Source organism: Streptomyces sp. NPDC053426, assembly GCF_055585405.1.
The window spans coordinates 40118-61410 of the sequence record NZ_JBVJKE010000012.1; the positions used below are offsets into that span (position 1 = coordinate 40118).

At 73.6% G+C, this 21293-nt stretch carries 25 protein-coding genes; 14 read left to right on the forward strand and 11 right to left on the reverse strand.

Annotated features, from left to right (window positions below; all coding sequences use genetic code 11):
* Positions 1-4: 4 nt before the first annotated feature.
* Entirely contained in the window at positions 5-658 is a 654-nt protein-coding gene (locus ACZ62B_RS24010) for a DUF4232 domain-containing protein (protein ID WP_469692009.1), read from the forward strand.
* Positions 659-664: 6 nt separating this feature from the next.
* On the opposite strand, the gene ACZ62B_RS24015 is transcribed toward ACZ62B_RS24010, so the two are convergent.
* Positions 665-1633, reverse strand: a complete 969-nt coding sequence (locus ACZ62B_RS24015) for an aldo/keto reductase (protein WP_469692011.1) — start codon at positions 1631-1633, stop codon at positions 665-667.
* 243 nt (positions 1634-1876) lie between these two features.
* On the opposite strand from ACZ62B_RS24015, the gene ACZ62B_RS24020 reads away from it, so the two are divergent.
* Both ACZ62B_RS24020 and ACZ62B_RS24025 read left to right on the forward strand, forming a co-directional pair.
* A complete protein-coding gene (locus ACZ62B_RS24020; RefSeq protein ID WP_469692013.1) occupies positions 1877-2509 on the forward strand; it encodes a LysE family transporter in 633 nt (210 codons plus the stop codon).
* Positions 2510-2605: 96 nt separating this feature from the next.
* Entirely contained in the window at positions 2606-3058 is a 453-nt protein-coding gene (locus ACZ62B_RS24025) for a nitroreductase family deazaflavin-dependent oxidoreductase (protein WP_468885444.1), read from the forward strand.
* 61 nt (positions 3059-3119) lie between these two features.
* Here ACZ62B_RS24025 and ACZ62B_RS24030 read toward each other — a convergent pair whose 3' ends face one another.
* Positions 3120-4049: a cation diffusion facilitator family transporter gene (locus ACZ62B_RS24030; protein ID WP_469692173.1), complete on the reverse strand. Its 930-nt coding sequence runs from the start codon at positions 4047-4049 to the stop codon at positions 3120-3122.
* A 136-nt stretch (positions 4050-4185) separates the two neighbouring features.
* Between ACZ62B_RS24030 and ACZ62B_RS24035 the strand changes: the two genes are divergently transcribed.
* Together ACZ62B_RS24035 and ACZ62B_RS24040 are read left to right on the forward strand one after the other, a co-directional pair.
* Positions 4186-5214 (forward strand): glutathione S-transferase family protein, encoded by a 1029-nt coding sequence (locus ACZ62B_RS24035; protein ID WP_344557182.1) that lies wholly within the window; start codon positions 4186-4188, stop codon positions 5212-5214.
* Positions 5215-5279: 65 nt separating this feature from the next.
* Complete coding sequence (locus tag ACZ62B_RS24040) at positions 5280-5591, forward strand: DUF4235 domain-containing protein (protein ID WP_469692016.1); 312 nt, start codon at positions 5280-5282, stop codon at positions 5589-5591.
* Positions 5592-5631: 40 nt separating this feature from the next.
* On the opposite strand, the gene ACZ62B_RS24045 is transcribed toward ACZ62B_RS24040, so the two are convergent.
* On the reverse strand, positions 5632-6024 hold the full coding sequence (locus tag ACZ62B_RS24045) for a VOC family protein (protein ID WP_073935314.1): 393 nt from the start codon (positions 6022-6024) through the stop codon (positions 5632-5634).
* Between the two features lie 290 nt (positions 6025-6314).
* On the opposite strand from ACZ62B_RS24045, the gene ACZ62B_RS24050 reads away from it, so the two are divergent.
* Positions 6315-7346 carry a 7-epi-alpha-eudesmol synthase gene (locus ACZ62B_RS24050; protein ID WP_344557176.1) on the forward strand — a complete coding sequence of 344 codons (1032 nt, stop codon included), beginning with the start codon at positions 6315-6317 and terminating at the stop codon, positions 7344-7346.
* Positions 7347-7386: 40 nt separating this feature from the next.
* Here the strand turns inward: ACZ62B_RS24050 and ACZ62B_RS24055 are convergent, their stop codons facing one another.
* The 5 genes from ACZ62B_RS24055 to ACZ62B_RS24075 are packed head-to-tail and all read right to left on the reverse strand — an operon-like array spanning position 7387 to position 11620.
* The gene (locus ACZ62B_RS24055) at positions 7387-8622 is read right to left on the reverse strand and encodes a cytochrome P450 (protein WP_344557174.1); all 1236 of its coding nucleotides are present in this window, start codon (positions 8620-8622) and stop codon (positions 7387-7389) included.
* A complete protein-coding gene (locus ACZ62B_RS24060) occupies positions 8619-9224 on the reverse strand; it encodes a GTP-binding protein (RefSeq protein WP_344557173.1) in 606 nt (201 codons plus the stop codon). The genes ACZ62B_RS24055 and ACZ62B_RS24060 overlap by 4 nt, the downstream gene beginning before the upstream one ends.
* Positions 9205-9576, reverse strand: coding sequence for a DUF742 domain-containing protein (locus ACZ62B_RS24065; RefSeq protein WP_468726770.1), 372 nt, complete (start codon positions 9574-9576; stop codon positions 9205-9207). Before ACZ62B_RS24065 ends, ACZ62B_RS24060 begins: the two co-directional genes overlap by 20 nt.
* Positions 9573-9983, reverse strand: coding sequence for a roadblock/LC7 domain-containing protein (locus ACZ62B_RS24070; protein ID WP_030821389.1), 411 nt, complete (start codon positions 9981-9983; stop codon positions 9573-9575). The genes ACZ62B_RS24065 and ACZ62B_RS24070 overlap by 4 nt, the downstream gene beginning before the upstream one ends.
* Positions 9980-11620, reverse strand: a complete 1641-nt coding sequence (locus ACZ62B_RS24075; protein ID WP_469692019.1) for a sensor histidine kinase — start codon at positions 11618-11620, stop codon at positions 9980-9982. The genes ACZ62B_RS24070 and ACZ62B_RS24075 overlap by 4 nt, the downstream gene beginning before the upstream one ends.
* A gap of 366 nt (positions 11621-11986) precedes the next feature.
* Here ACZ62B_RS24075 and ACZ62B_RS24080 point away from each other — a divergent pair, with 366 nt between their 5' ends.
* The 3 genes from ACZ62B_RS24080 to ACZ62B_RS24090 all read left to right on the forward strand — a co-directional run bounded on the left by ACZ62B_RS24080 (position 11987) and on the right by ACZ62B_RS24090 (position 13775).
* Positions 11987-12367, forward strand: coding sequence for an anti-sigma factor antagonist (locus ACZ62B_RS24080; RefSeq protein ID WP_344557163.1), 381 nt, complete (start codon positions 11987-11989; stop codon positions 12365-12367).
* Between the two features lie 131 nt (positions 12368-12498).
* Positions 12499-13170: a DUF4230 domain-containing protein gene (locus ACZ62B_RS24085; protein ID WP_468885447.1), complete on the forward strand. Its 672-nt coding sequence runs from the start codon at positions 12499-12501 to the stop codon at positions 13168-13170.
* 59 nt (positions 13171-13229) lie between these two features.
* Positions 13230-13775: a VanZ family protein gene (locus ACZ62B_RS24090; protein ID WP_469692020.1), complete on the forward strand. Its 546-nt coding sequence runs from the start codon at positions 13230-13232 to the stop codon at positions 13773-13775.
* Between the two features lie 3 nt (positions 13776-13778).
* On the opposite strand, the gene ACZ62B_RS24095 is transcribed toward ACZ62B_RS24090, so the two are convergent.
* A complete protein-coding gene (locus ACZ62B_RS24095) occupies positions 13779-14054 on the reverse strand; it encodes a hypothetical protein (RefSeq protein ID WP_344557159.1) in 276 nt (91 codons plus the stop codon).
* Between the two features lie 54 nt (positions 14055-14108).
* Positions 14109-14918 (reverse strand): SDR family oxidoreductase, encoded by an 810-nt coding sequence (locus ACZ62B_RS24100; RefSeq protein ID WP_344557157.1) that lies wholly within the window; start codon positions 14916-14918, stop codon positions 14109-14111.
* A gap of 500 nt (positions 14919-15418) precedes the next feature.
* Here ACZ62B_RS24100 and ACZ62B_RS24105 point away from each other — a divergent pair, with 500 nt between their 5' ends.
* The 5 genes from ACZ62B_RS24105 to ACZ62B_RS24125 all read left to right on the forward strand — a co-directional run bounded on the left by ACZ62B_RS24105 (position 15419) and on the right by ACZ62B_RS24125 (position 19966).
* Complete coding sequence (locus ACZ62B_RS24105; RefSeq protein WP_468885448.1) at positions 15419-16075, forward strand: HAD family hydrolase; 657 nt, start codon at positions 15419-15421, stop codon at positions 16073-16075.
* A 56-nt stretch (positions 16076-16131) separates the two neighbouring features.
* Positions 16132-17298 (forward strand): FUSC family protein, encoded by a 1167-nt coding sequence (locus tag ACZ62B_RS24110; protein ID WP_344557246.1) that lies wholly within the window; start codon positions 16132-16134, stop codon positions 17296-17298.
* Positions 17299-17584: 286 nt separating this feature from the next.
* On the forward strand, positions 17585-18553 hold the full coding sequence (locus tag ACZ62B_RS24115) for an SDR family NAD(P)-dependent oxidoreductase (RefSeq protein WP_344557153.1): 969 nt from the start codon (positions 17585-17587) through the stop codon (positions 18551-18553).
* Between the two features lie 47 nt (positions 18554-18600).
* The gene (locus tag ACZ62B_RS24120) at positions 18601-19632 is read left to right on the forward strand and encodes an SDR family oxidoreductase (RefSeq protein ID WP_344557151.1); all 1032 of its coding nucleotides are present in this window, start codon (positions 18601-18603) and stop codon (positions 19630-19632) included.
* A 67-nt stretch (positions 19633-19699) separates the two neighbouring features.
* Positions 19700-19966 (forward strand): hypothetical protein, encoded by a 267-nt coding sequence (locus ACZ62B_RS24125; RefSeq protein WP_344557149.1) that lies wholly within the window; start codon positions 19700-19702, stop codon positions 19964-19966.
* 17 nt (positions 19967-19983) lie between these two features.
* Here the strand turns inward: ACZ62B_RS24125 and ACZ62B_RS24130 are convergent, their stop codons facing one another.
* Entirely contained in the window at positions 19984-21273 is a 1290-nt protein-coding gene (locus tag ACZ62B_RS24130) for an ROK family protein (RefSeq protein ID WP_468726776.1), read from the reverse strand.
* Positions 21274-21293 lie beyond the last annotated feature (20 nt).

Consider the following 21293-nt stretch of genomic DNA (forward strand, 5'->3'; position numbering starts at 1 on the left):
AACCATGGCGAACGGGTCACGGCACACGACGGCGGTGGCGGCGGGCGCGCTGGTCCTGCTGGGCGCGCTGACCTCCTGCGGCACCGAGAGCGGGAGCGGGACCGCGGGCCCTTCCCCGCGGCCCTCCGCGTCCGCCGGACGGCCGGCCGGAAACTCCCCGCACAGCGCCGTCCCGAGCGACGCCGCCGGTTCCACGAACGACCGGTCCCCGGCGTCCGCCGGGCGCACGGACCGCCCGGCGTCCCGGTGCCGCACCGCCGAACTGAGCGCCGCCGTCGGCCGGATGGACCCGGGTGCGGGACAGCGCAACTTCCCCGTCGTGCTGACGAACGTCTCCTCCCGCACCTGCACCCTGTACGGATATCCGGGCGCCGCCTTCGTGGACGCGGCCGGCGAGCAGTTGGGCCGGGACCCGGAGCGCACCCCCGGCGACCCGGCGGCCGTCACACTGCGGCCCGGCGCCAGTGCCTGGGCGGGGCTGCGCTACGCGAGCCCCGGCGTCAGCGGCGCCCGTACGGCCACCCCGGTGGCACTCCTCGTCACCCCACCGGACGAACGGGATCCCCTGAAGGTGCCGTGGAAGGCCGGCGCGGTCCCGGTGTCCGGCAACGCGTCCTCGGTGTTCCTCACGGTGCTTCGGCCGGGCACCGGTCCCTAGAGCCCCTCAGTGGCCGGCGACCGGGTGCGGTGCGTAGGGCTGCCGGAGCTCCTCCAGTTCCTTGTCGGTCAGTTCGAGTTCGACGGCGGCCACGGCGTCCTCGATGTGGCGGGGCTCGGCCGCGCCGACGATGGGCGCGGTGACCGTGTCCTGGTGGAGCAGCCAGGCGAGGGCGATCCGGGCGCGCGGTACGCCGCGCCGTTCGGCGACGCGGGTGACCGCCTCGACGACCGCGCGGTCCCCTTCCTGGTACAGGGTGCTGCCGAACACGTCGGTGGCGCTGCGCCCGGTGGTGGCGTCCCAGTCCCGGGTGAGCCGGCCCCGGGCGAGCGGGCTCCAGGGCAGGACGCCCACGCCCTGGTCGGCGCAGAGCGGCAGCATCTCGCGCTCCTCCTCGCGGTAGAGGAGGTTGTAGTGGTTCTGCATGGACACGAACCGGGTCCAGCCGTGCCGTTCCGCCGTGTACTGCGCCTTGGAGAACTGCCAGGCGTACATCGAACTGGCCCCGATGTAGCGCACCTTGCCCGCCTTGACGACGTCGTGCAGCGCCTCCATCGTCTCCTCGACCGGGGTCTCGGGGTCCCAGCGGTGGATCTGGTAGAGGTCGACGTAGTCGGTGCCGAGGCGGGTGAGGCTGTGGTCCAGCTCGGTCATGATCGCCTTGCGGGACAGGCCGCCGCCGTTGGGGCCGGGCCGCATCCGGCCGTGCACCTTCGTGGCGAGCACGATGTCGTCCCGGCGGGCGAAGTCGCGCAGTGCCCGGCCGACGATCTCCTCGCTGGTGCCGTCCGAGTACACGTTCGCGGTGTCGAAGAAGGTGATGCCCGCCTCCAGCGCCTGCCGGATCAGCGGACGGGACGCCTCCTCGTCGAGGGTCCACTCGTGGTTGCCGCGGTCGGGCACGCCGTAGGTCATGCACCCCAGACATATCCGCGACACGTCCAGGCCCGTCGAACCGAGCTTCACGTACTGCATCGTTGCTGCTCCTGTCTGCGGTGACGGTCGTCGCCAGGGGAGCGTACGTGTTGGTGCGCACTCGAGGCCGGGTGCCGGCCCGTCGGCGTCCGGGGCGGAAAACCGATTGCCCTCCCCGTACGGGAGGCCCCAGGATCCTGCCATGCCCACGAACCCTCTCCCGCTGCCGCCGTCCGCCACCGCACCCGCGGCGGGCCGACAGCGGCAGCCCGGCCCCCGGGGAGGTCCGGCACCGTCGCGCTCATGACGGCCGCCCTGCTCGCGGGGCTGCTCGCCGGTTACGGCATCGCCGTCCCCGTGGGCGCCGTCGGGACCTACCTGGTCTCCCTCACCGCCCGCACCACCCTGCGCACCGGGGTCTGCGCGGCCCTCGGCGTCGCGACGGCCGACGGGCTGTACGCCCTCGCGGCCACGCTCGGCGGTTCGGCCCTCGCGTCGGCGCTGCGGCCGGTCCTGGGGCTGCTGCGCTGGGTCTGTGTGCTGGTGCTGCTGGCGCTGGCGGCGTGGGGCGCGGCCGACGCCGTACGCCGGTACCGGGGCCGACGGCTCACCGACCGCCCCAGGGCCGCTCCTCCGGGCGCCGCCCGCGCGTATCTGTCGCTGCTCGGGATCACCCTGCTCAACCCCACCACCGTGATCTACTTCGCGGCGCTGGTGCTCGGCTCGCAAAGCGGTGAGGCCGCCGGGCCGGTGGAGCAGAGCGTGTTCGTGGCGGCGGCCTTCGCCGCGTCCGCGAGCTGGCAGGTGCTGCTCGCCGGCGGCGGCGCCCTGCTGGGCCGGGCGCTGACCGGCCACCGGGGCCGGCTGGTGACCGCACTGGTGGCCTCCGCGGTGATGACGGCCCTCGCGGTCCGCATGGCGGTGGCGCCCGGCTGACGGCTCACGGGCCCGGTGCGGATGAATTCCGTGTGCGGTGACGTTGTCCGTGTGATCGAGTCGGCCGCAGGACACGAGCACGAGGGGAAGGACGCCATGCCTCTTCAAGGCGAGTACGAACCCAGCCCGACGCGGTGGGTGCGCGAACAGGTGGAGCTCTACGAGAGTTCCGGCGGCACGGAGGGAACGACGCTGCAGGGTACGAGCAGGCCCGTCGTGCTGCTGACCAGCCGGGGTGCGAAATCCGGCAGGCTGCGCAAGACCCCGCTGATGCGTGTCGAGCACGAGGGGCGGTACGCGGTGGTGGCCTCGCTGGGCGGGGCGCCCAAGCACCCGGTCTGGTACCACAACGTCAAGGCCGACCCGCGTGTCGAGCTCCAGGACGGGCCCGGGAAGTGGGACATGACGGCCCGTGAGGTCACGGGGGCGGAGAAGGACGAGTGGTGGAAGCGCGCGGTCGCGGCCTATCCGCCGTACGCCGACTACCAGAAGAAGACGGACCGCGAGATCCCGGTCTTCGTGCTGGAGCCGGACGGGCAGCGGGGCTGAGCCCCGGAGGATTTCCCGTGTTCCGGAGCGCATGAAGCTCCGGGATCCGGGCACGCGTGGTTCAGGCCCCGCCGCGTTCCCCCGTCGCGGCGGGGCTTTCCCATGCCTCCCGCGCCTCCGGATCGCCCCGTTCGGTGACGTCGAGGAAGATCTGTTCCGCCTCGGGCACCTCACGGGCGATGGACCGCTTGATGCGTACGGCGACCTCCTCCACCCGCTCGCTGTCCATCCCGGGCACCAGGTCGACGCGGGCCGCCACCAGGGCGGTGTCCAGGCCCGTCTTCATCGTGAAGAGTGCCTCCACGCTGTCGATCTCGGGCTGCTCCCCCAGCAGCTCCCGGATCCGGTCGCTCGCCTCCGGGTCGGCGGCCTCGCCGATCAGCTGGTCGCGGGCGTCGCGGCCGAGCCGGAAGGCGACGTAGACCAGCAGCACCCCGATCGCGAGCGAGGCGGACGCCTCCCACACCACCTGTCCGGTGATCATGTGCAGCGCCATGCCCACGATGGCCAGGGTGACGCCCACCACCGCGGTGCCGTCCTCGGCGACCACCGTGCGCAGCGCCGGATCACGCAGTCCGCTGCCCAGGCCGCCCTGCCGGCGCACCTGGTGCAGGGCGCGCAGCAGGGAGCCGCCCTCGGCGAGCAGGGCGACGCCGAGCACGATCAGTCCGGCGACATAGCCGCTCAGCTTCTCGTCGCCGCCGTTCCTGAGTGCCTCGACGCCCTGGAAGAAGCTGAAGCAGCCGCCCATCACGAAGATCCCGACGGCGGCGAGCAGCGACCAGAAGAACCGCTCCTTGCCGTAGCCGAACGGGTGACGGCGGTCGGCCGGGCGCCGGCTGCGCCGCAGCGCGGCCAGCAGGAACACCTCGTTCAGGCTGTCGGCGACCGAGTGCGCCGCTTCCGACAGCAGCGCGGGGGAGGACGCGGCCAGTCCGCCGACGGTCTTGGCGACCGCGATCACCAGATTGGCTGCGAGCGCCACCAGCACGGTGACGCGGGTTCTGCGATCCGATCGTGTACTCACCCCGGCCGATTGCCCCGGTCGGCCCACGCCACACCGTGCCGTCGGCGGAAAACGGGGAACGCGGTCACAGGGACGTACCGACGGCGAGAAGGAGACCATCATGGGTGGCCGCGACGACGGGGGCGGCGGCAACAGCGCGTACGGCAGGAAGGCGTTCAAGCGGTCGAAGGCCCACTTCGCGGACCGGATCACGGCGGACGGGCGGGACGGGTGGCCGGTGGAGGCCGGGCGCTACCGGCTCGTGGTGAGCCGCGCCTGCCCGTGGGCGAGCCGGGCGCTGGTGTCCCGGCGGCTGCTCGGGCTGGAGGACGCGCTCTCCCTGGCCGTCGCGGACCCGGTCCAGGACGACCGGAGCTGGCGCTTCACCCTGGATCCGGACGGCCGCGACCCGGTGCTCGGCATCCGGTATCTGAGCGAGGCGTACGACCGGCGGGAGACGGAGTACCCGGGCGGGGTGAGCGTGCCGGCGGTCGTGGACGTGCCCAGCGGGAAACTGGTCACCAACGACTACCAGCGGATCACCCTGGACCTCGCGACGGAGTGGACGGCCCTGCACCGCGAGGGGGCGCCCGACCTGTATCCGCGGGCGCGGCGCGACGAGATCGACGCGGTGGCGGAGGACGTCTTCCGGGACGTCAACAACGGCGTGTACCGGGCGGGGTTCGCCACCGGCCAGGAGGAGTACGAGGCCGCGTGCACGGCGGTGTTCCGGCGGCTGGAGCTGCTGGCGCGACGGCTGGAGGGGCAGCGGTACCTGGTCGGCGACACCATCACGGAGGCGGACATCCGGCTGTTCACCACGCTGGTGCGGTTCGACGCGGTGTACCACGGCCACTTCAAGTGCAACCGGTGGAAGCTGGCGGAGAACCGGGTGCTGTGGGCGTACGCCCGCGATCTGTACCAGACGCCCGGCTTCGGTGACACCGTGGACTTCGACCACATCAAGCGGCACTACTACCAGGTGCACACCGGCATCAATCCGTCCGGCATCGTGCCCCTCGGTCCCGACCTGGCCGGCTGGACGGCGCCCCACCACCGGGAGGAGCTGGGCGGCCGGCCGTTCGGGGACGGCACTCCGCCCGGTCCGGTGCGGGCCGGTGAGGAGGTGCCGGCACCGGGGCGCCCCTGAGCCGCCCGGCCCTCCCCGACGATCCATCCACCGACGAGACGACGCAGCCGACCTAGGAGATCCACGTGGCGAAGAAGAGCAAGAAGGCGAAGAAGAAGCTGCCCCTGGCGTACAAGCCGATCGGCTTCGCGCTGGGCTGGACCAGCGGCACCGTGGCGGGGATGGCGTTCCAGAAGACCTGGAAGGTGCTCCGGCACGAGGACGACGCGCCGGACGCGCTGGACCGGGACCGCCGCTGGGGAGAGATCCTGCTGGCCGCGGCGATCCAGGGCGCCATCTTCGCGGTGGTGCGCAGTGCCGTGGACCGGGCCGGCGCCAAGGTCATCGAACGCTCCACGGGCACCTGGCCGGTCCCGGACAAGGGCGGCCGCGACTGAGGCGCCGTACGGCCGGCCCGCCGTCCCCCGCGGCGGCGGGTCAGCCCTGCTTGGGCGCCGTCGACGTGCCCCGGCGGATGGTGAAGGAGTGGCCCGCCGGATCGGCGTAGCCGCGTTCCCCGGTCGGTCCCGAGGCGTCGCCCGTCTCCATCGGGCGCCCGCCGAGGCCCACGATCAGGCGTTCCACCGCGTCCAGGTCGTCCACCACGAACTCCAGGTGCGCCTGGAGGGAGTTCTCCGGGCGGGGCCAGCTGGGGGCGGTCGCGTTGACGTCGCGGCGCAGTGCCAGCCGGAAACCGTCGGCGGCCCGGATCTCCACCCGGTTGACGTGGGCGTCGACGTCCTCGGCGCCCAGCAACTCCTTGTAGAACTCGGCGAGTTTCTCGGGTTCGGCACAGTCGAGCACCACCACGCCGGCCGTCACCAGGGTCATGTCTCCTCCGCGGGAGTCCGGGTGCGGGGCGCTCCTGCCCCGCCCTGTACGTGACACCTGTCCCCGCTCGCCGGATTCAGTCATGTCCGCGTGCGGGCGCACGCGCGTCAACCGGCGCACGCAGTAACGGAGATCACCAGCGGGCACGGCGTAGATCATTTAGGCTCGTAGCGCTTCTCGATTCAACTCGCGTATCGCGAAGCCGAGTTCGAGTGCGCGGGCGTCCGTCGTCATGGCCGCCCGCTCGCAGGGCGGGGGGACTCTGCGTTCCGTCTCCCGAAAGGAAACACATGTCTCAGGACGTCCGGTTCGATCTCCCCTTCGACACCCCCGTCAGCGACCATCTGGAGTACGCGCGGGCGCGTCATCTGCGCTGGGTGTGGGAGATGGGGCTGGTCCGCAGCCGGGCCGGTTTCGAGGAGTACCGGTCCTGGGACCTGCCCCAGGCCGCCGCCCGTACGTATCCGTACGCCTCGGCTCAGGACATGGTCGTCCTGATGAACTGGTTCTCCCTGGCGTTCCTCTTCGACGACCAGTTCGACGCCGGACGGCCCGACCGGGCGGAGCGCATAGCCGAGGTGGCCCGGGAGCTGATCGTGACCCCGCTGCGGCCGGCGGGGAGCACACCCAGGGTCGCCTGCCCCATCACGCTGGCCTGGGCGCAGGTCTGGGCGCATCTCTCGGATGGCATGTCCCTGACCTGGAAGACCCGGTTCGCGGCCTCCTGGGGGCGGTTCCTGGTGGCGCACTGCGAGGAGGTCGACCTGGCCGCCCGGGGGCTGGCCGGGACGCTCGACCTGGACGAGTACGCGGCCTTCCGGCGCCGTACCGTCGGCATCCACCACAGCATCGACGCCGGCGAGCGCAGCCGCGGCTTCGAGGTGCCGGCGCAGGCGATGGCGCATCCGCTGATGGAGCGGCTGCGCGATCTGGCCGCGGACACCATCGGGTTCATGAACGACATCCACTCCTTCGAGCGGGAGCGGCGGCGCGGTGACGGGCACAACCTCATCGCCGTCCTGCACCGGGAGCGGGGCTGCTCCTGGGAGGAGGCCGCCGCCGAGGCGTACGCCATGACGACCGCGTGCCTGGCGGAGTATGTGGAGCTGGAGGCGCGGGTGCCGGGGATGTGCGACGAGCTCGGGCTGGACGCGGACGGGCGCGACCGGGTGCGCCGGGGCGTGGAGGCCATCCAGCACTGGATCAACGGCAACTACGAGTGGGCGCTGACCACCGGCCGGTACGCGGCGGCGAAGGAGGGCCCGGTGGCCACCGCCGAACGGGCCGGGCGGGGCTCGGTGGACGATCTGCTGGCCGTGTGAGACGGCCGTGCCGCCCGGCCGCCGGGGCCGGGCAGCGGCGTCATCCGCCGAACTCGACGGGCAGGGCGTCCAGCCGGGACTCCCAGGTGGAGGCGGTCGAGCTGAGCTCCTCCGGTTCCACCGCCAGCCGCAGTCCGGGCAGCCGGTGCAGCAGGACATCGACGGCGATCTCGATCAGGGACTGGCCGATGTTCTGTCCGGGGCACTCGTGCGGCCCCGAACTGAACGCCAGGTGGGCCTGGTTGCCCTGGACGGACACCCCGGCGTCCGGACGGATCTCGGGGTCCCGGTTGCCCGCGGCGAGCCCCAGCACCAGCAGATCGCCCTCCTGGACGCGGTGGCCGCCGAGCTCCAGGTCGCTCGCGGCGAAGCGGCCCGGCAGGACGGCCAGCGGCGGGCTGTCCCACATGACCTCCTCCACCACCTCGGAAACGTTCAGCCGGCCGCTGATCAGCCCGGAGAGCCGCGAGGTGTCGGTGAGGACCAGTTGCAGCACCCGGGCCAGCAGATTGCTGGTGGTGGTGTGCGCGGTGATCAGCACCAGCCGCAGATGGCTGACGACCTCGTCCTCGTCGAGCCCGGCGTGGTGCTCCAGCAGGGCGGTGGCGAGGTCGCTGCCGGGCTCGGAGCGTTTGCGTACGACGAGTTCGCCGAGTATCTCCTGGATGCGCGCGTCGTGGACGAGGGCGTTCTCACTGCCCCCCAGCACCTGGGCGCAGGACTCGACCAGGTCGCGCCCCTCCGCCTCGGGCAGCCCCAGCAGGCGGCTGATCACCAGCATCGGCAGGTACTCGGCGTAGTCGTGCACCAGGTCGGCGCGGCCGGTGTCGGCGAACGCGTCGATCTGCTTGTTGGCGTAGTGCGTGGCGTGCCGGCGGATACCGCGGCCGGCCGCCGCCTGGAGGGCGTCGGTGACGGCCGCGCGGAGCCTGCGGTGCGGCTCGCCGTCCTGGGAGACGCAGTCGGGACGCCAGCCGAGCATCGGGATCAGCGGTGAGTTCTCGTCGACCCGGCCCTCGGCCCGGTCCCGCCAGACGCGGGCGTCCCGGGTGAACTGGCGGGGGTTGTCCAGCACCCGGCGGGCGTCCCGGTAGCCGAGCACCAGCCAGGCCGGCACCTCGCCCTCCAGGAGCACGGGCGCCACCGTGCCGTGCTCCTCGCGCAGCCGTTCGTAGACGCCGGCCGGGTCGGTGGCCGCCTCCGGCCCGTACAGCCGGGTGAGCCCCGCGCCGTGGTGGGCGACGGGGCAGCCGCGGGGGGTCTCGGGGTCGTTCACCGGGACTCCACGGCGACGGCCGAGCGTTCCCTCAGGTGCCGGATGAGGGCGACCAGCACGTCCCGGCTGGAGGCGCGGTCACGGGCGTCGAAGGAGACCACCGGGATGTGCGCGGGGATGTCCAGGGCGTCCCGTATCTCCTCGACCGGGTAGTCCTTGGAGTCGGGGAAGACGTTGAGGGCGATGACGAACGGCACCTTCTGCCGCTCCATCTCCTCGATCGCCCGGAAGCTGGAGGCCAGCCGCCGGGTGTCCACCAGGACGACCGCGCCGAGCGCCCCCTTGAACAGCCCGTTCCACAGGAACCAGAACCGTTCCTGTCCGGGCGTGCCGAACAGGTACAGCACCAGGCTGTCGCTCAGGCCGATCTTGCCGAAGTCCAGGCTGACGGTGGTCTGCGACTTGTCGGCGACCCCGATGAGGTCGTCGACGCCGGCGCTGGCCTGGGTGAGCGTCTCCTCGGTGGTGAGCGGCCTGATGTCGCTGACCGAGCGGACCATGGTGGTCTTCCCGGTGCCGAAGCCGCCGGCGATCATCACCTTCACCGAGCGGATGTCCCCGCCGCCCTGCCGGCCGGGCCGGTCAAAGCCTTTCAAGTCCACTGAGTACCTCCTCAAGGAGTGCGAGGTCGGGCCCGCGGCCGGCGACGTGTGCCGGGATGGGGTCACGGGCTTCGACTCGGCCCGCGTCCAGCAGGTCCGACAGCAGCACCGCGAGAATGTTGAACGGCAGCCCGAGGTGGGCGCCGAGTTCGGCGACCGAGAGCGGCTCACGGCAGAGCCGGACGATCTCCTCGTGCTCGTGCTGCGGGCCCGGGACGGGGCCCGGGCGGGAGACGACGAGGGTCGCCACGTCGAGGCCCGCCGCCGAGCCGCCCGGCCCGCTGCGCCCCCGGGTGAGGACGTAGTAGCGCTCGAGACCGGACGGGTCCGCCGGCCGGCGGGAAGCACTCATCCAGAGTGCTCCTCCAGGCGCGGAGTGGTCCCGAGGAGCTCGCCCATTCTGCGGGCGAGGTCCCTCATCTGGTGTCCGAGCAGGCCCTGGTCCAGGCCCTCCCGGGCGAGGACGCCGAGGTAGGTCTCCACGCCGGCGCGGACCACGAAGAGGTGGCCGCCGTCGACCTCGATCATCGCCAGCCGCAGCTGTCCCGCGTAGGCGGGGAACTGCTCGGCGACCGGCTGGGCCAGCGCCTGCAGGCCGGCCACCACCGCCGCGAAGCGGTCGACGTCGTCGGGGTCGTCCGCCCCGTAGGAGGTGATGGCCTTGCCGTCGCTGGAGGCCACGAGGGCGAAGCGGATCTCCTGGATGCTCTCGACGAGGTCGCGGAGCGCCCAGCTCACGTCGGTTCCCTGCTGCGTCATGTGGTCTGGTCGCTCTCTTCGGTGCGGTGCTCGGTGGACTTCCGTCCGGTGGGGGTGTCACGGTCGCCGGGCGTCCGGGGCTCCGGGTCGCCGGCGCGTCCGGCGGTGGCGAAGGCGGCGAGGCCGGCGAAGGAGGCGTCCGGCGGCACGGAGGCCACGTCGGCGCCCGTCACAGGACCGGCCGGCGCGAGTGGCCGCGGGGTGTCGCCGCCGGTCCGCCTGGAGCGGCGGCGGGGCAGGCCGCCGGGGGTGGTGTCGGCGGGCTCGGCGGCTCCGTCCGGGGCCGGTCCGGCGCCGGCGGCCGGCGGCTGCGGGCCCGGCTCGGCGGCGGGGCTCTCCGCGACGGCGACCGCGGGCAGCGGGCTGAAGTACTTGTGCGGTACGACGACCACCACGGAGGTGCCGAGCCAGGGGGAGTCGGCGAAGGTGACGCGGATGCCGTAGCGGCGGGCGAGGACGCCGACGACCCGCAGGCCGATGTTGGCGTCCTCGGTGATGCCGCCGATGCCCGCCCCGGGCGCGGTGCCCGCGAGGGCGTGTTCGGCCGCGCGCTTCTTCTCCTCGCTCAGGCCCTTGCCGGAGTCCTGGATCTCGATGCCGACGCCGTTGGGGACCTCACGGCCGGAGACCACCACGGGTTCCGAGGGCGGTGAGTAGCGGGCCGCGTTGTCGAGCAGATGGGCGAAGATCAGCGTGAGGTGGTCCACCAGCCCGCCGTCCACGCCGAGTTCGGGGAGGCGGCTCAGCCGGACGCGGTGGAAGTCCTTGATCCGGCCGATGCCGCCGCGCACCACGCTCAGCAGCCGCTGCGGCTCCTGCCACTGCCTGCCGGGCCGGTCGGAGCCGCCGAGGACGCCGATGCTGGCGGCCAGGCAGTCGGCGGGGCCGATCTCCTGGTCGAGTTCCATCAGCCCCCGGGCGACGGCGGGCAGCCGGCCGTGTTCGCCCTGCATCTCGTGGAGCCGGCCGCGGAGCTTGCTGGTCAGTACGTGGATGCGGTTGCCGATGCTGATGACGGCCTGTTCGGCGGAGGTGGAGCGGTCGAACTCCTCCTCCAGGCCGATCAGCGAGGTCCGCAGCAGCTTGCGGAGTTCGCTCTGGAGGGCGGCGTCGGCCTCGGCGGACCGGTCGACGCCGGGCAGCAGGTCGTCGATGGCGTCACCGGCGCGCAGCCGTCCGATCGCCTCCGGGAGCTGTTCGTCGGCGAGGCGGGCGACCGCGGAGAGCTGGTGGGCCAGTCGCTCCCGCCGGGTCTCGGTCTCTTCGGCGAGCCGTGCCTCGTACTCCCTGGCCTGTCCGGCCAGCCGTTCCTCGAACTCCTGCTCCCGCCCGGCGCGTTCGGCGGCCGATCTCCGTTCCTGGTCCGCCATGTGCTGCTGCCACCGCCGGGTGTGCTCGGCCTGCGAGGTGCGGTGGGCGTCCTCCGCGCGCAGGAGCCGGACCCGGTACCGGAGCATGAGCCGTACGCACATGGAGCAGGCGGCCGTCGCGGCGGCACCGAGGACGGCCGTGGTGATCCGGTCCGAACCCATCGACGTGGCGGCGACCGTCCCGCCGCCGAGGCCGAGCGGCATCAGCCACCAGCCGTGCCAGGCGACAGGGGCCCGCGCCGCCGGTGGCGGGGTGGCGAGTTCCATCCGCATCCTTCGAAGCAACATGGGGGGTGTGCAATGGGGGGTGTGCGAGGGGACCGCACGCATGAGTACGCACCGTGGAGCGACCCGTCGCGAAGTGGTCAACTCGCGGCGCCCGTAAGGAGCTTATCGGGTCGGCGGCCCTGTGGATCAAGTTCGTCCGCTGCCGGAAGTGAGGATTCCGTCACGCTCCGGCGAGGCTCGCCGGGGCCGACCGGCCGGTTCGGAAGAAGTCGGTCGCAATTCGAAGACATATGTCAAACGAACATGCTCAAATGCACTCGACCGAAGGTAACTTGCAGGGTGTGAACCGGTGTTGGGACCGGTTCGCTCCCCCGTTGCACGGAGCAGGCTGGAGGCGATGGTGTCGTGCGGTACGAACCTGCACCGCTGACCCGGCATCTGCGCGTCCGCCACGACCGGGGACACACGGTGCTGGAGCTCCGCGGTGAGATCGACATCGCCGCGGCCGCGGAGATCGTCCCGCACCTGGACATGGCGACCGCCGAACCGGACGCCCGGATCGTGATCGACCTGACCCACGTCGAGTTCTTCGACCTCTCCGGGCTGCGCCTGCTGTACCGGGCCCGGCAGCGGATCGCGGACGGACCCGGCCGGCTGCGCCTGGTGTGCGCCCACCCGCTGACCCTGCGCATGCTGCGGATCACCGGCACGTCCCGTCTGCTGCCGCCGTGGCCGACCCTGGACGCGGCCCTGGAACGGCCCGAGGCCCCCTCGGGACCGGCCTGACCACCGGGTCCGCGGCCTGACGCCCACCGTGCGCCCCCGCGTGCTCCCGGTGCGGTCGTCCGCCCCCCGACTTCCTTGTCTGCAAGGGGAACTGAGGGGCATTCGGTCAGGGAGGAAGGAGGGCCGTCGCCATGACGACTCCGACGACTCCCGTGAGGGGACGGATCGCGCGCGTACCCGGATGGGCGAAGGTGCTCGGCACGGTGGTGCTGCTGCTCGTCGTGCTGTTCTCCGGGATCCGGCTGAGCCTGCTGCCGGGCCTGAAGGACCTGTTCGGCACGGAGACCGAGGACCGCTCCGGGCCCGCGCTCCTGGAATCCGTCCAGGACATCAGCCGCTACGACGCCGCCTCGGGCAACTTCCAGGTGGTGGTGGACCTGGAGAAGGACGCGAAGTTCCTGCCGGACGCCGTCCGCGGCAGCCGCACGCTGTACGTGGGCGCGGGCACCGTCGACGCCTATGTCGACCTCGGGAAGCTGGACGAGGACGACGTACGGGTCGACGACGACCGTACGTCCGCCACGCTGCGGCTGCCCCACGCCCGCCTGGGCAAGCCGGCCCTGGACCCCGAGCGCTCCTACGCCGTGTCCAAGCAGCGCGGGCTGTTCGACCGGCTCGGCGACCTCTTCTCGGACAACCCGGGCAGTGAGCAGGCCGTCCAGAAGCTCGCCGTGCGGCACATCGGCGACGCGGCGGAGGAGAGCGGACTCACCACCCGGGCCGAGACCAACACCACGGAGATGCTCGAAGGGCTGCTGCGCTCCCTGGGGTTCGAGGAGGTACGGGTCAGCTACGGCGAGTGACCCGCACGGCCGGGGGTAACCGGCGTACCACGTACGGAAGTTGACGACTGGAGGACAGAATGGCCCGCGCCGTCCCGCATCCGCGCTCCCTGTTCCACCGGCGTCCGCGGCCGTCCGGGCGCGGCACCTCGGAGGGCGGCCCGGGGCGCCCGCTGCCGTTGCTTCCGCGGCTGGTGGCGATGGTGTGCGCCTTCGTCCTCATGGTCGCCTTCGCCGTGGTCCTGGCCCGGCTCACCCTGCACCCCTCCCCCGCCTCGGAGGCGCTGACCCACACCAATCTGCGTCCGGGCCGCTCGCTGAGGGCCTATCTGGACCAGCCCGCGCTGCGTGACGCCGTGCGCCAGATCGGCGGAAACATCCTGCTCGGCGTGCCCTTCGGTGTGCTCGCACCGGTCGTCGCACCGCGCACGCGCGGGTTCCTGCGGGTGCTGGTGCTGACGGCCGTCGTGATGCTGCTGGTGGAGTTCGCGCAGGGCACCCTGGTGACCGGACGCGCCTTCGACATCGACGACGTCATCCTGAACACCGGCGGGGCGCTCCTCGGTTACCTGCTGATGGGCCGCCGCCTGAGCCGGGCCGTACACGCCCGCCGCCCGAAGGCCTGACCCCTAGGGCCGCTGCCTCTGGTCCTGGGGGGTCCACGGGGCTCCCCGCAGGGTCCAGGTGAACTTGTCGCCGCCCACCCAGCGGACCACGTCCGGGTCGTCCAGGTCGTGGACCGTGATCCCGAACGCGGCGGCGGCGTGCAGCACGTCGGTGACGGTCCTCGCCTCGCCGACCACCTGTCCGTCGATCTCCACGATCCGGAACGGCGGAGTCCCGGGCTGTACCCCGAGCACCATGATCCGCGGGTGCGACATGTACGGGCTCGCGCTTTCGGTCATGCATCGAGGGTAGAGCGCAAACGGTGCGAACGCGGCGTACGGGTCCGCCTCCGTTCAGGGCCGCCGCCAGTCGTCGCTCGTCAGGTGCGACCCGGCCTGCGGTCCCATCCGGAGCATTCCGCCGTCCACGCTCCAGGAGGCACCGGTGACGTACGAGGCGTCGGGTCCGGCGAGGAAGGCGATGACCGCGGCGACCTCACGGGCGTCGCCGGGCCGTCCGAGAGGGACGCCGGGGCGGTTCTCGGTGTGCGGGTCGGTGTCCTCCTGGCCGGTCATGGGCGTGGCGATCTCGCCGGGGGCGACCGCGTTGACGGTGATGCCGTGCTCGGCCAGTTCCAGTGCCATCACCTGGGTGAGCAGTCCGAGGCCGCCCTTGGCGGCGCAGTACGGCGCGGCGCCCACGCGGGGCTGGTGCTCGTGCACGGACGTCACGTTGACGATGCGGCCCCCGTCGCCCTGCCGGATCATGTGCCGCGCCGCCTTCTGCCCGCACAGGAAGGGGCCGATCAGATCGACGTCGAGGACCTCGCGCACCTTCGGGAGCTCCAGGTCGAGGAAGGGCGTCATGGTGCCCGTGCCGGCGTTGTTGACCAGCACGTCGAGGCGGCCCAGGCGGTCGCACAGCTCGTCGACGGTGTCCGCGGCGGCGGGCAGCCGGGTGAGGTCCAGGGGCGCCACCTCGGCGCGCCGCCCGTGCGCCCGGACCTCCCGCGCCGTCTCCTCGGCGCCCTCGCGGTCGCTGTGCCAGGTGATGCCCACGTCCAGGCCCGCGGCGGCCAGGCGTACGGCGGTGGCCCGGCCGATGCCGGAGTCCGCGCCGGTGATCACGGCGGCCCTGCCGCTCGGGGTGGTGGGGACGGACATGCGGGCCTCCTGACCGACGGTGGCGGGTGCGCGACACCGCAGTACCCCCGCGGTACGGGGCCAACCCCCGCGTCCGCGCCTTCCGCACCACGGCACGCGCACACCGCCGGAGCCGGGCGGGGAGCAGGCGCCCGGCCGTCCGCGGAAACCGGGGGCGGGGCGGGCCGGGAACCGGTGGGCCGCGCGGCGGCACGGCTCGGGCACGCGCGGGCCGACGGCCGACCGTGACGGCGGGGCTCAACGGGATGTGGGCGCCGTTCCGGCCGCTGACCGGGCGTGGCCGGCCCAAGCGGCTCGACCGCCGTTCCGGCCGCCGCACCGGACGGCGAGGGCCGGTCGCCGACGCGCACGCGCCGGCCGGGCCGGCAGACCCTCCGGGTGGCGCCCGCGCTCAGGAGCGCGAGGTGCCGCCGGTGCGGGCCCGGGGGCGGAAGGCGCCTTCCGGAGTGGCGGGCGGCTGAGGTGGTACCCGTACCGCTCCCCTCGAGGAAGGACCGCGTATGGAACGGGCGGCCGTGTTCGACGTCGACGGCACTCTGGTCGACACCAACCATCTGCACGTGACGGCCTGGTGGGAGGCCTTCCGGCAGGCGGGGCACCGGGTGCCGATGCACGCCGTCCACCGGGCCGTGGGGCTGCCCTCCTCCGACCTGGTCGCCCGTCTGCTGGGCGAGGACCGGGACACCGGCCGCGACGACGAGCTGAGCGCGGCGCACAAGGCGCTGTACGGGCAGTACTTCGACCGGCTGCCCGCGCTGCCGGACGCCGGCCGGCTGCTGAAGCGGCTGCACCGGGACGGCTGGACGGTGGTGCTCGCCACCTCGGCGGGCGGTGCCGAGCTGAGCGCGCTGCGCCGGGCGATCGACGCGGACGAGGCGATCGGCGCGACGGCGAGCGCCGACGACGTGTCGGAGGGCAAGCCCGCGCCGGAGCCCGTCGAGCACGCCCTGGAGCTGGCCGGGGTGCCCGCGGAGCGGGCGGTGTTCGTCGGTGACACGGTGTGGGACATGCGGGCGGGCAGCCGTGCCGGGGTGCGCTGCGTGGGCGTGCTGTGCGGCGGCATTCCGCGCGCCGACCTGGAGGAGGCCGGCGCGGACGCGGTCTACGCCGACCCGGCCCATCTGCTGGCGTCCCTGTCGGACAGTCCTCTGGCATGACACGGGGCACGGCACGGGTACGGGAGAGGACCGGAGGGGGTGACGCCGTGGGGCGGATGACCCCGGTGGCACGGGTGCGGGACGCCGTGCGGTGGGACGCGCGGTCCGTCGGCCGCGCGGCGCGGGCCGCGTGGCGGGGACCGGGGCGGGAGCGGGATCTGCTCGTCCAGTCGCTGAAGGCCGCCGCGGCGGCGCTGCTGGCCTGGCTGCTGGCGCGGGTGTGGCTCGACGACCCGATGGCCCTGATGGCGCCCTGGGTGGCGCTGGTCCTGGTGCAGGCCACCGTCTACAGCTCGCTGATGCAGGCGGCGCGGCAGTTCACGGCGATCTGCGTGGGAGCCCTCGTGGCGTCGGGGGCGCAGGCGGTCACCGGCGACACCACGGGCGCCCTGGCGCTGTCCGTGCCGGTGCTGGTGCTGCTGTCGAACTGGCCGCGCTTCGGCGACCAGGGCATCTACGCCGCCACCACGGCCGTCTTCACGATCGCCACGGGGACGGTGAGCGCGGTCGCCGTCGGGCACCGGCTGGGGCAGGCGGCGCTCGGCGCGGTCATCGGTGTCGCCGTCAACGCGCTGGTCCTGCCGCCGATCCATCTGCGGGACGTACGGGAGAACCTGGCGGCGCTCGCCCGTGAGGCGGGGGACGTGCTGCACGCCGTCGCCGGGGATCTGCGCGGCGGCGAGTGGGACGCGCAGACCGCCGCGGGCCGGCTCGCCGCCGCGGCGCGGCTGCAGGACCGTCTGGAGGCGCTGCGCTCGGCCCGCGGCTGGAGCAGGGAGAGCCTGCGGCTGACCTCGGGCGCCCTGCGCGCCCTGCACCGGGCGCCGACGGCGGCGCTGCCGCCGGAGCACGAGGACGAGCGTTTCAGCCGCGTCACCGGACATGTCACGGCGCTGACCCGCACGCTCGCGGTGGCCGCCGACGAGGACCGGACGCCCGCCGCGCCGGACGCCGCGGTGCTGAGCTGCTACGCGGAACTGCTGGAGCTGATCGGCGACGCCTGCCACGCGGAGGCCGACCGGCTGCCGGCCGGCGGCACGCGCGTGGACGCCCTCCTGGACGAGCGGACCGAGGCGGTGATGCGGGAGCTGCACGGAAGGCTCCAGGACGGGCTGCGCGAACAGGCCGGGCAGGGCGCCGCGCGGACGGCCGTCCTGGGCACGCTGGTGCTCCAGGCCGAGAACCTCTGGGCCGACCTCGACAGCGGCGGGCGGGACCGGTGACACACGTCACGCCCGCGAGCTGCCGGATGCGGAACACCCGGGGGTGGTTCCCCGTTGAACAGACCGTGGGTGCGGACGGGACAGTGTCCCCGGGCCTCATCATTCGCCCACAGGGACGATCGTTCGGCTGAAGCCCTGTGGAGCCTTTCGCCGAGAGGCGACCGCCGCCCGTGCCCACCACCGAGCCGCCCCGGCCGTGATTCCCCCGTCGCGGTCGGGGCTTCCTTCCGCCCCGCTCCGGGCGCCGCTCGACTTCGAGAGCGCTCCAGTCCGTAGCGTGACGGACATGAACGACACCAGCAGCGCACAGCACCCCATCGGCTCGGGCTTCGGTGCCCGCAGCACCGCGGACGACGTCCTCGAGGGCGTCGACCTGACCGGACGGCTCGCGCTGGTCACCGGCGGCTACTCCGGACTCGGCCTGGAGACCACCCGCGCCCTCGTCAAGGCCGGCGCCCGGGTCGTCGTCCCCGCGCGCCGCCCCGGCTCCGCGCGGGAGGCGCTGGACGGCCTGGAGCGCGTCGAGGTGTCCGAGCTGGACCTCGGCGACCTGGAGAGCGTGCGCGCGTTCGCCGACCGCTTCCTGGCGTCCGGGCGGACCCTGGACATCGTGATCGGCAGCGCCGGGATCATGGCCTGCCCTCAAACCCGGGTCGGGCCCGGCTGGGAGGCCCAGTTCGCCACCAACCACCTCGGGCACTTCGCCCTCGTCAACCGTCTGTGGCCGGCCGTCGAGCCCGGCGGCGCCCGCGTGGTGTCCGTCTCCTCGCGCGGGCACCACGCCTCCGGCATCCGCTGGGACGACGTCCACTGGGAGCGCGGCTACGACAAGTGGGAGGCGTACGGGCAGGCGAAGACCGCCAACGTGCTGTTCGCCGTGCACCTCGACCGCCTCGCCCAAGGCCGCGGCGTCCGTGCCTTCTCCCTCCACCCGGGCGGCATCCTCACCCCGCTCCAGCGGCATCTGCCCCGGCAGGAGATGGTGGACCGGGGCTGGATCGACGAGCAGGGCGACCCGCTGAACCCCGAGGGCTTCAAGACCCCGCAGCAGGGCGCGGCCACCCAGGTCTGGGCCGCCACCTCGGCGCGGCTGGACGGCATGGGCGGGCTCTACCTGGAGGACTGCGACGTCGCCGGGCCAGCCCGGTCCGACGACGCGCGCACCGGGGTCAAGGACTGGGCGGTCGACCCGGAACAGGCGGCCCGCCTGTGGGAACTCTCGGCCCGGCTGACGGGCGTGAACGCCTTCGCGTGAGGGGTACTCGGCCGGTTCCGCGGAGCAGCGGCCGAGAGGAGCGGAAGGTGAGCAGCACAGCGGGCAAGAGGGTCGTCGTCACGGGTGCCACCGGCAACGTCGGGACCAGCGTGGTGCGGGTCCTCTCGCAGGAACCGGAGGTCGGCTCCGTACGGGGCCTGGCACGGCGGATCCCCGACCTGTCGCTCCCGAAGACCGAGTGGTCGGCGGTGGACCTGGCCTCGGACCGGTCCGATCTGGTCGGGGAGTTCACCGGCGCGGACGCGGTGATCCATCTGGCGTGGGCGTTCCAGCCGACGCACGATCCGGCGGCCACCTGGCGCACCAATGTGCTGGGCGGCATGCGGGTGTTCGACGCGGTGGCCGAGGCGGGGGTGCCGGCGCTGGTGCACGCCTCGTCGGTCGGGGCGTACTCGCCGGGCCCGAAGGACCACGCGGTGGACGAGTCGTGGCCGACGCACGGCTGGCCGGACGCCGCGTACTGCCGGGAGAAGGCGTACCTGGAACGGGCCCTGGACACGTTCGAACGTGACCATCCGGGGACGCGGGTGGTACGGATGCGGCCCGCGTTCCTCTTCAAGCGGGAGTCGGGGAGCGAGCAGCGGCGTATCTTCGGCGGCCGTTTCCTGCCGGGGCAGCTCGCGCGGCCCGATCTGCTGCCCGTCCTCCCGGACATTCCGGGGCTGCGGGTGCAGGCGCTGCACACCGACGACGCGGCCCACGCCTACCGGCTGGCCGTGCTGTCCGCCGAGGCGCGGGGCGCCTTCAACCTCGCCGCGGAGCCGGCGGTCGACGCGGAGCTGCTCGGGGAGATGCTCGGGACGCGCCGGGTACGGCTGCCGCGTACCGCGGCCCGCTCGGCGGTCGCCGCCGCGTGGGGGCTGCGTCTGCTGCCGGCGTCGCCGCATCTGTTCGACGCCGTGCTGAGGCTGCCGCTGATGGACTGCACGCGTGCGCGCGTGGAGCTCGGCTGGCGGCCGGAGCACACGGCGACGCAGGTGGTGGAGGAGTTCCTGCTGGGCATGGAGCAGGGCGCCGGGGAGGACACGGAACCGATGCGGGGCCGCAAGGTCGGCTGAGCACCGGGTTTCACCGGTCCGCGCGGAGGTACCCGCGAGGGTCGCGTACGAACGAAGGGAGAGCGCCGTGACCGACCACCGCCTCGAAGGACCCGGTGAGAACGGCGCCGGTGTCCCCCGCGACCTGCCCGACCAGCAGGCCGGCCCCGGTGAGGACCCCTGGGAGGTCGCGCCCGCCGCGGCGGAGCGGGAGAGCGAGCGGAAGGCCGACGAGTCGGAGGAGCCCGAGTCCGACGTGCCGGACACGGACGAGGCCGGCACCGGCCGGCAGGGCGCCCCGCACTCGGCGTCCCCCAACCCGGAACAACCCGTACCGGACGAGTCCTCCGGGTGACCGGCCCGCGCGGTCCCTCAGCGCGGGGCGCGTTCCTGGAGGGCCGTGTGCCAGGCGGGGGGCGGTGACTGCGGGTCCGGGTCGGGGCGGCGGCCGCCGCGGGCGAAGAAGTCGGCGAGCGGCAGGATCGCGGCGCCGACGGTGACCGCGTCGGGGCCGAGCCGGCCCAGTTCGATCGTCACCTTCTCGGCCGGGTGGCGCAGCGCGTACGACAGGGCGTGCCGGTGCACGGCCGGCAGGAAGCGGGAGCCGAGCTGGAGGCCGGCCCAGCCGCCCATGAGGATGCGCTCGGGCTGGAAGAGGTTGATCAGGTCGGACAGGCCCGCGCCCAGGTACTCGGCGGTCTCCTCCAGCACGGCGAGCGCGACGGGGTCGGGGGTGCTGTCGTCGGCCGGGTAGGCGGCGGCGAGCATGGCCGTCAGTGCCGTCTCCTCGTCCGTGCCCCCGGGCACCCGGCCGCCCTCCTCGCGCCACCGGGCGAGCAGCGACTCGGCGCCCGCGTACGCCTCCAGGCAGCCGAGCGCGCCGCAGCGGCAGCGGCGTCCCCTGACCCGTACGGTCAGGTGCCCCCACTCGACCGCCCGGCCGTGTTCCACCTCGGGCGTGACCAGGCAGGCGCCGACGCCGGAGCCGAAGAGGACCACGAGGGCGTTGCGGGCGCCGCGTCCGGCGCCGAACCACATCTCGGCCTGGCCGAGGGTCTTGGCGCCGTTGTCGATGAAGTACGGCACCGTGTCGGGCAGCGGGGACCCGGCGCGCAGCAGGGACTCCAGGGGGACGGCGTCCCAGCCGATGGTCTGGCCGTGCACGACGGCGCCCCGGTCGGGGGTGTGCTCGACGATGCCGGGGACGCCGATGCCGACGCCGAGCAGCCGCTCGGGGGCGAGGCCGGCGCCGGCGAGCACCTCGGCGATGCCGGAGCGGATGTGGTCGACGATGACCTCGACCTCGTAGCGCTGCTGCTCCAGCGGGCGCTGCGCGCGGGCGAGCTCGGTGAGGGTCAGGTCGAACAGTTCGACGCGGACCCGGGTCTCGCCCACGTCGACGCCGATCATGTGGCCGCTGCCCGGTGCCACCCGCAGCAGAGTGCGCGGACGGCCGCCGTCGGAGTCGACGCTGCCGGCCTCCTCCACGAGGCCGTCGGCGACCAGGTCCGCGACGACGTTGCTCACCGATCCGGAGCTGAGTCCGGTCGCGGGGCCGAGTTCGAAGCGGCTCAGCGGGCCGTCGAAGTACAGCCGTTGCAGCACGGCCGTGCGGTTGGCCCGCCTGAGGTCGCGCACCGTGCGCCCGTTCCGCCCCGCCATGTGGCTCCTTCCGAAACCCT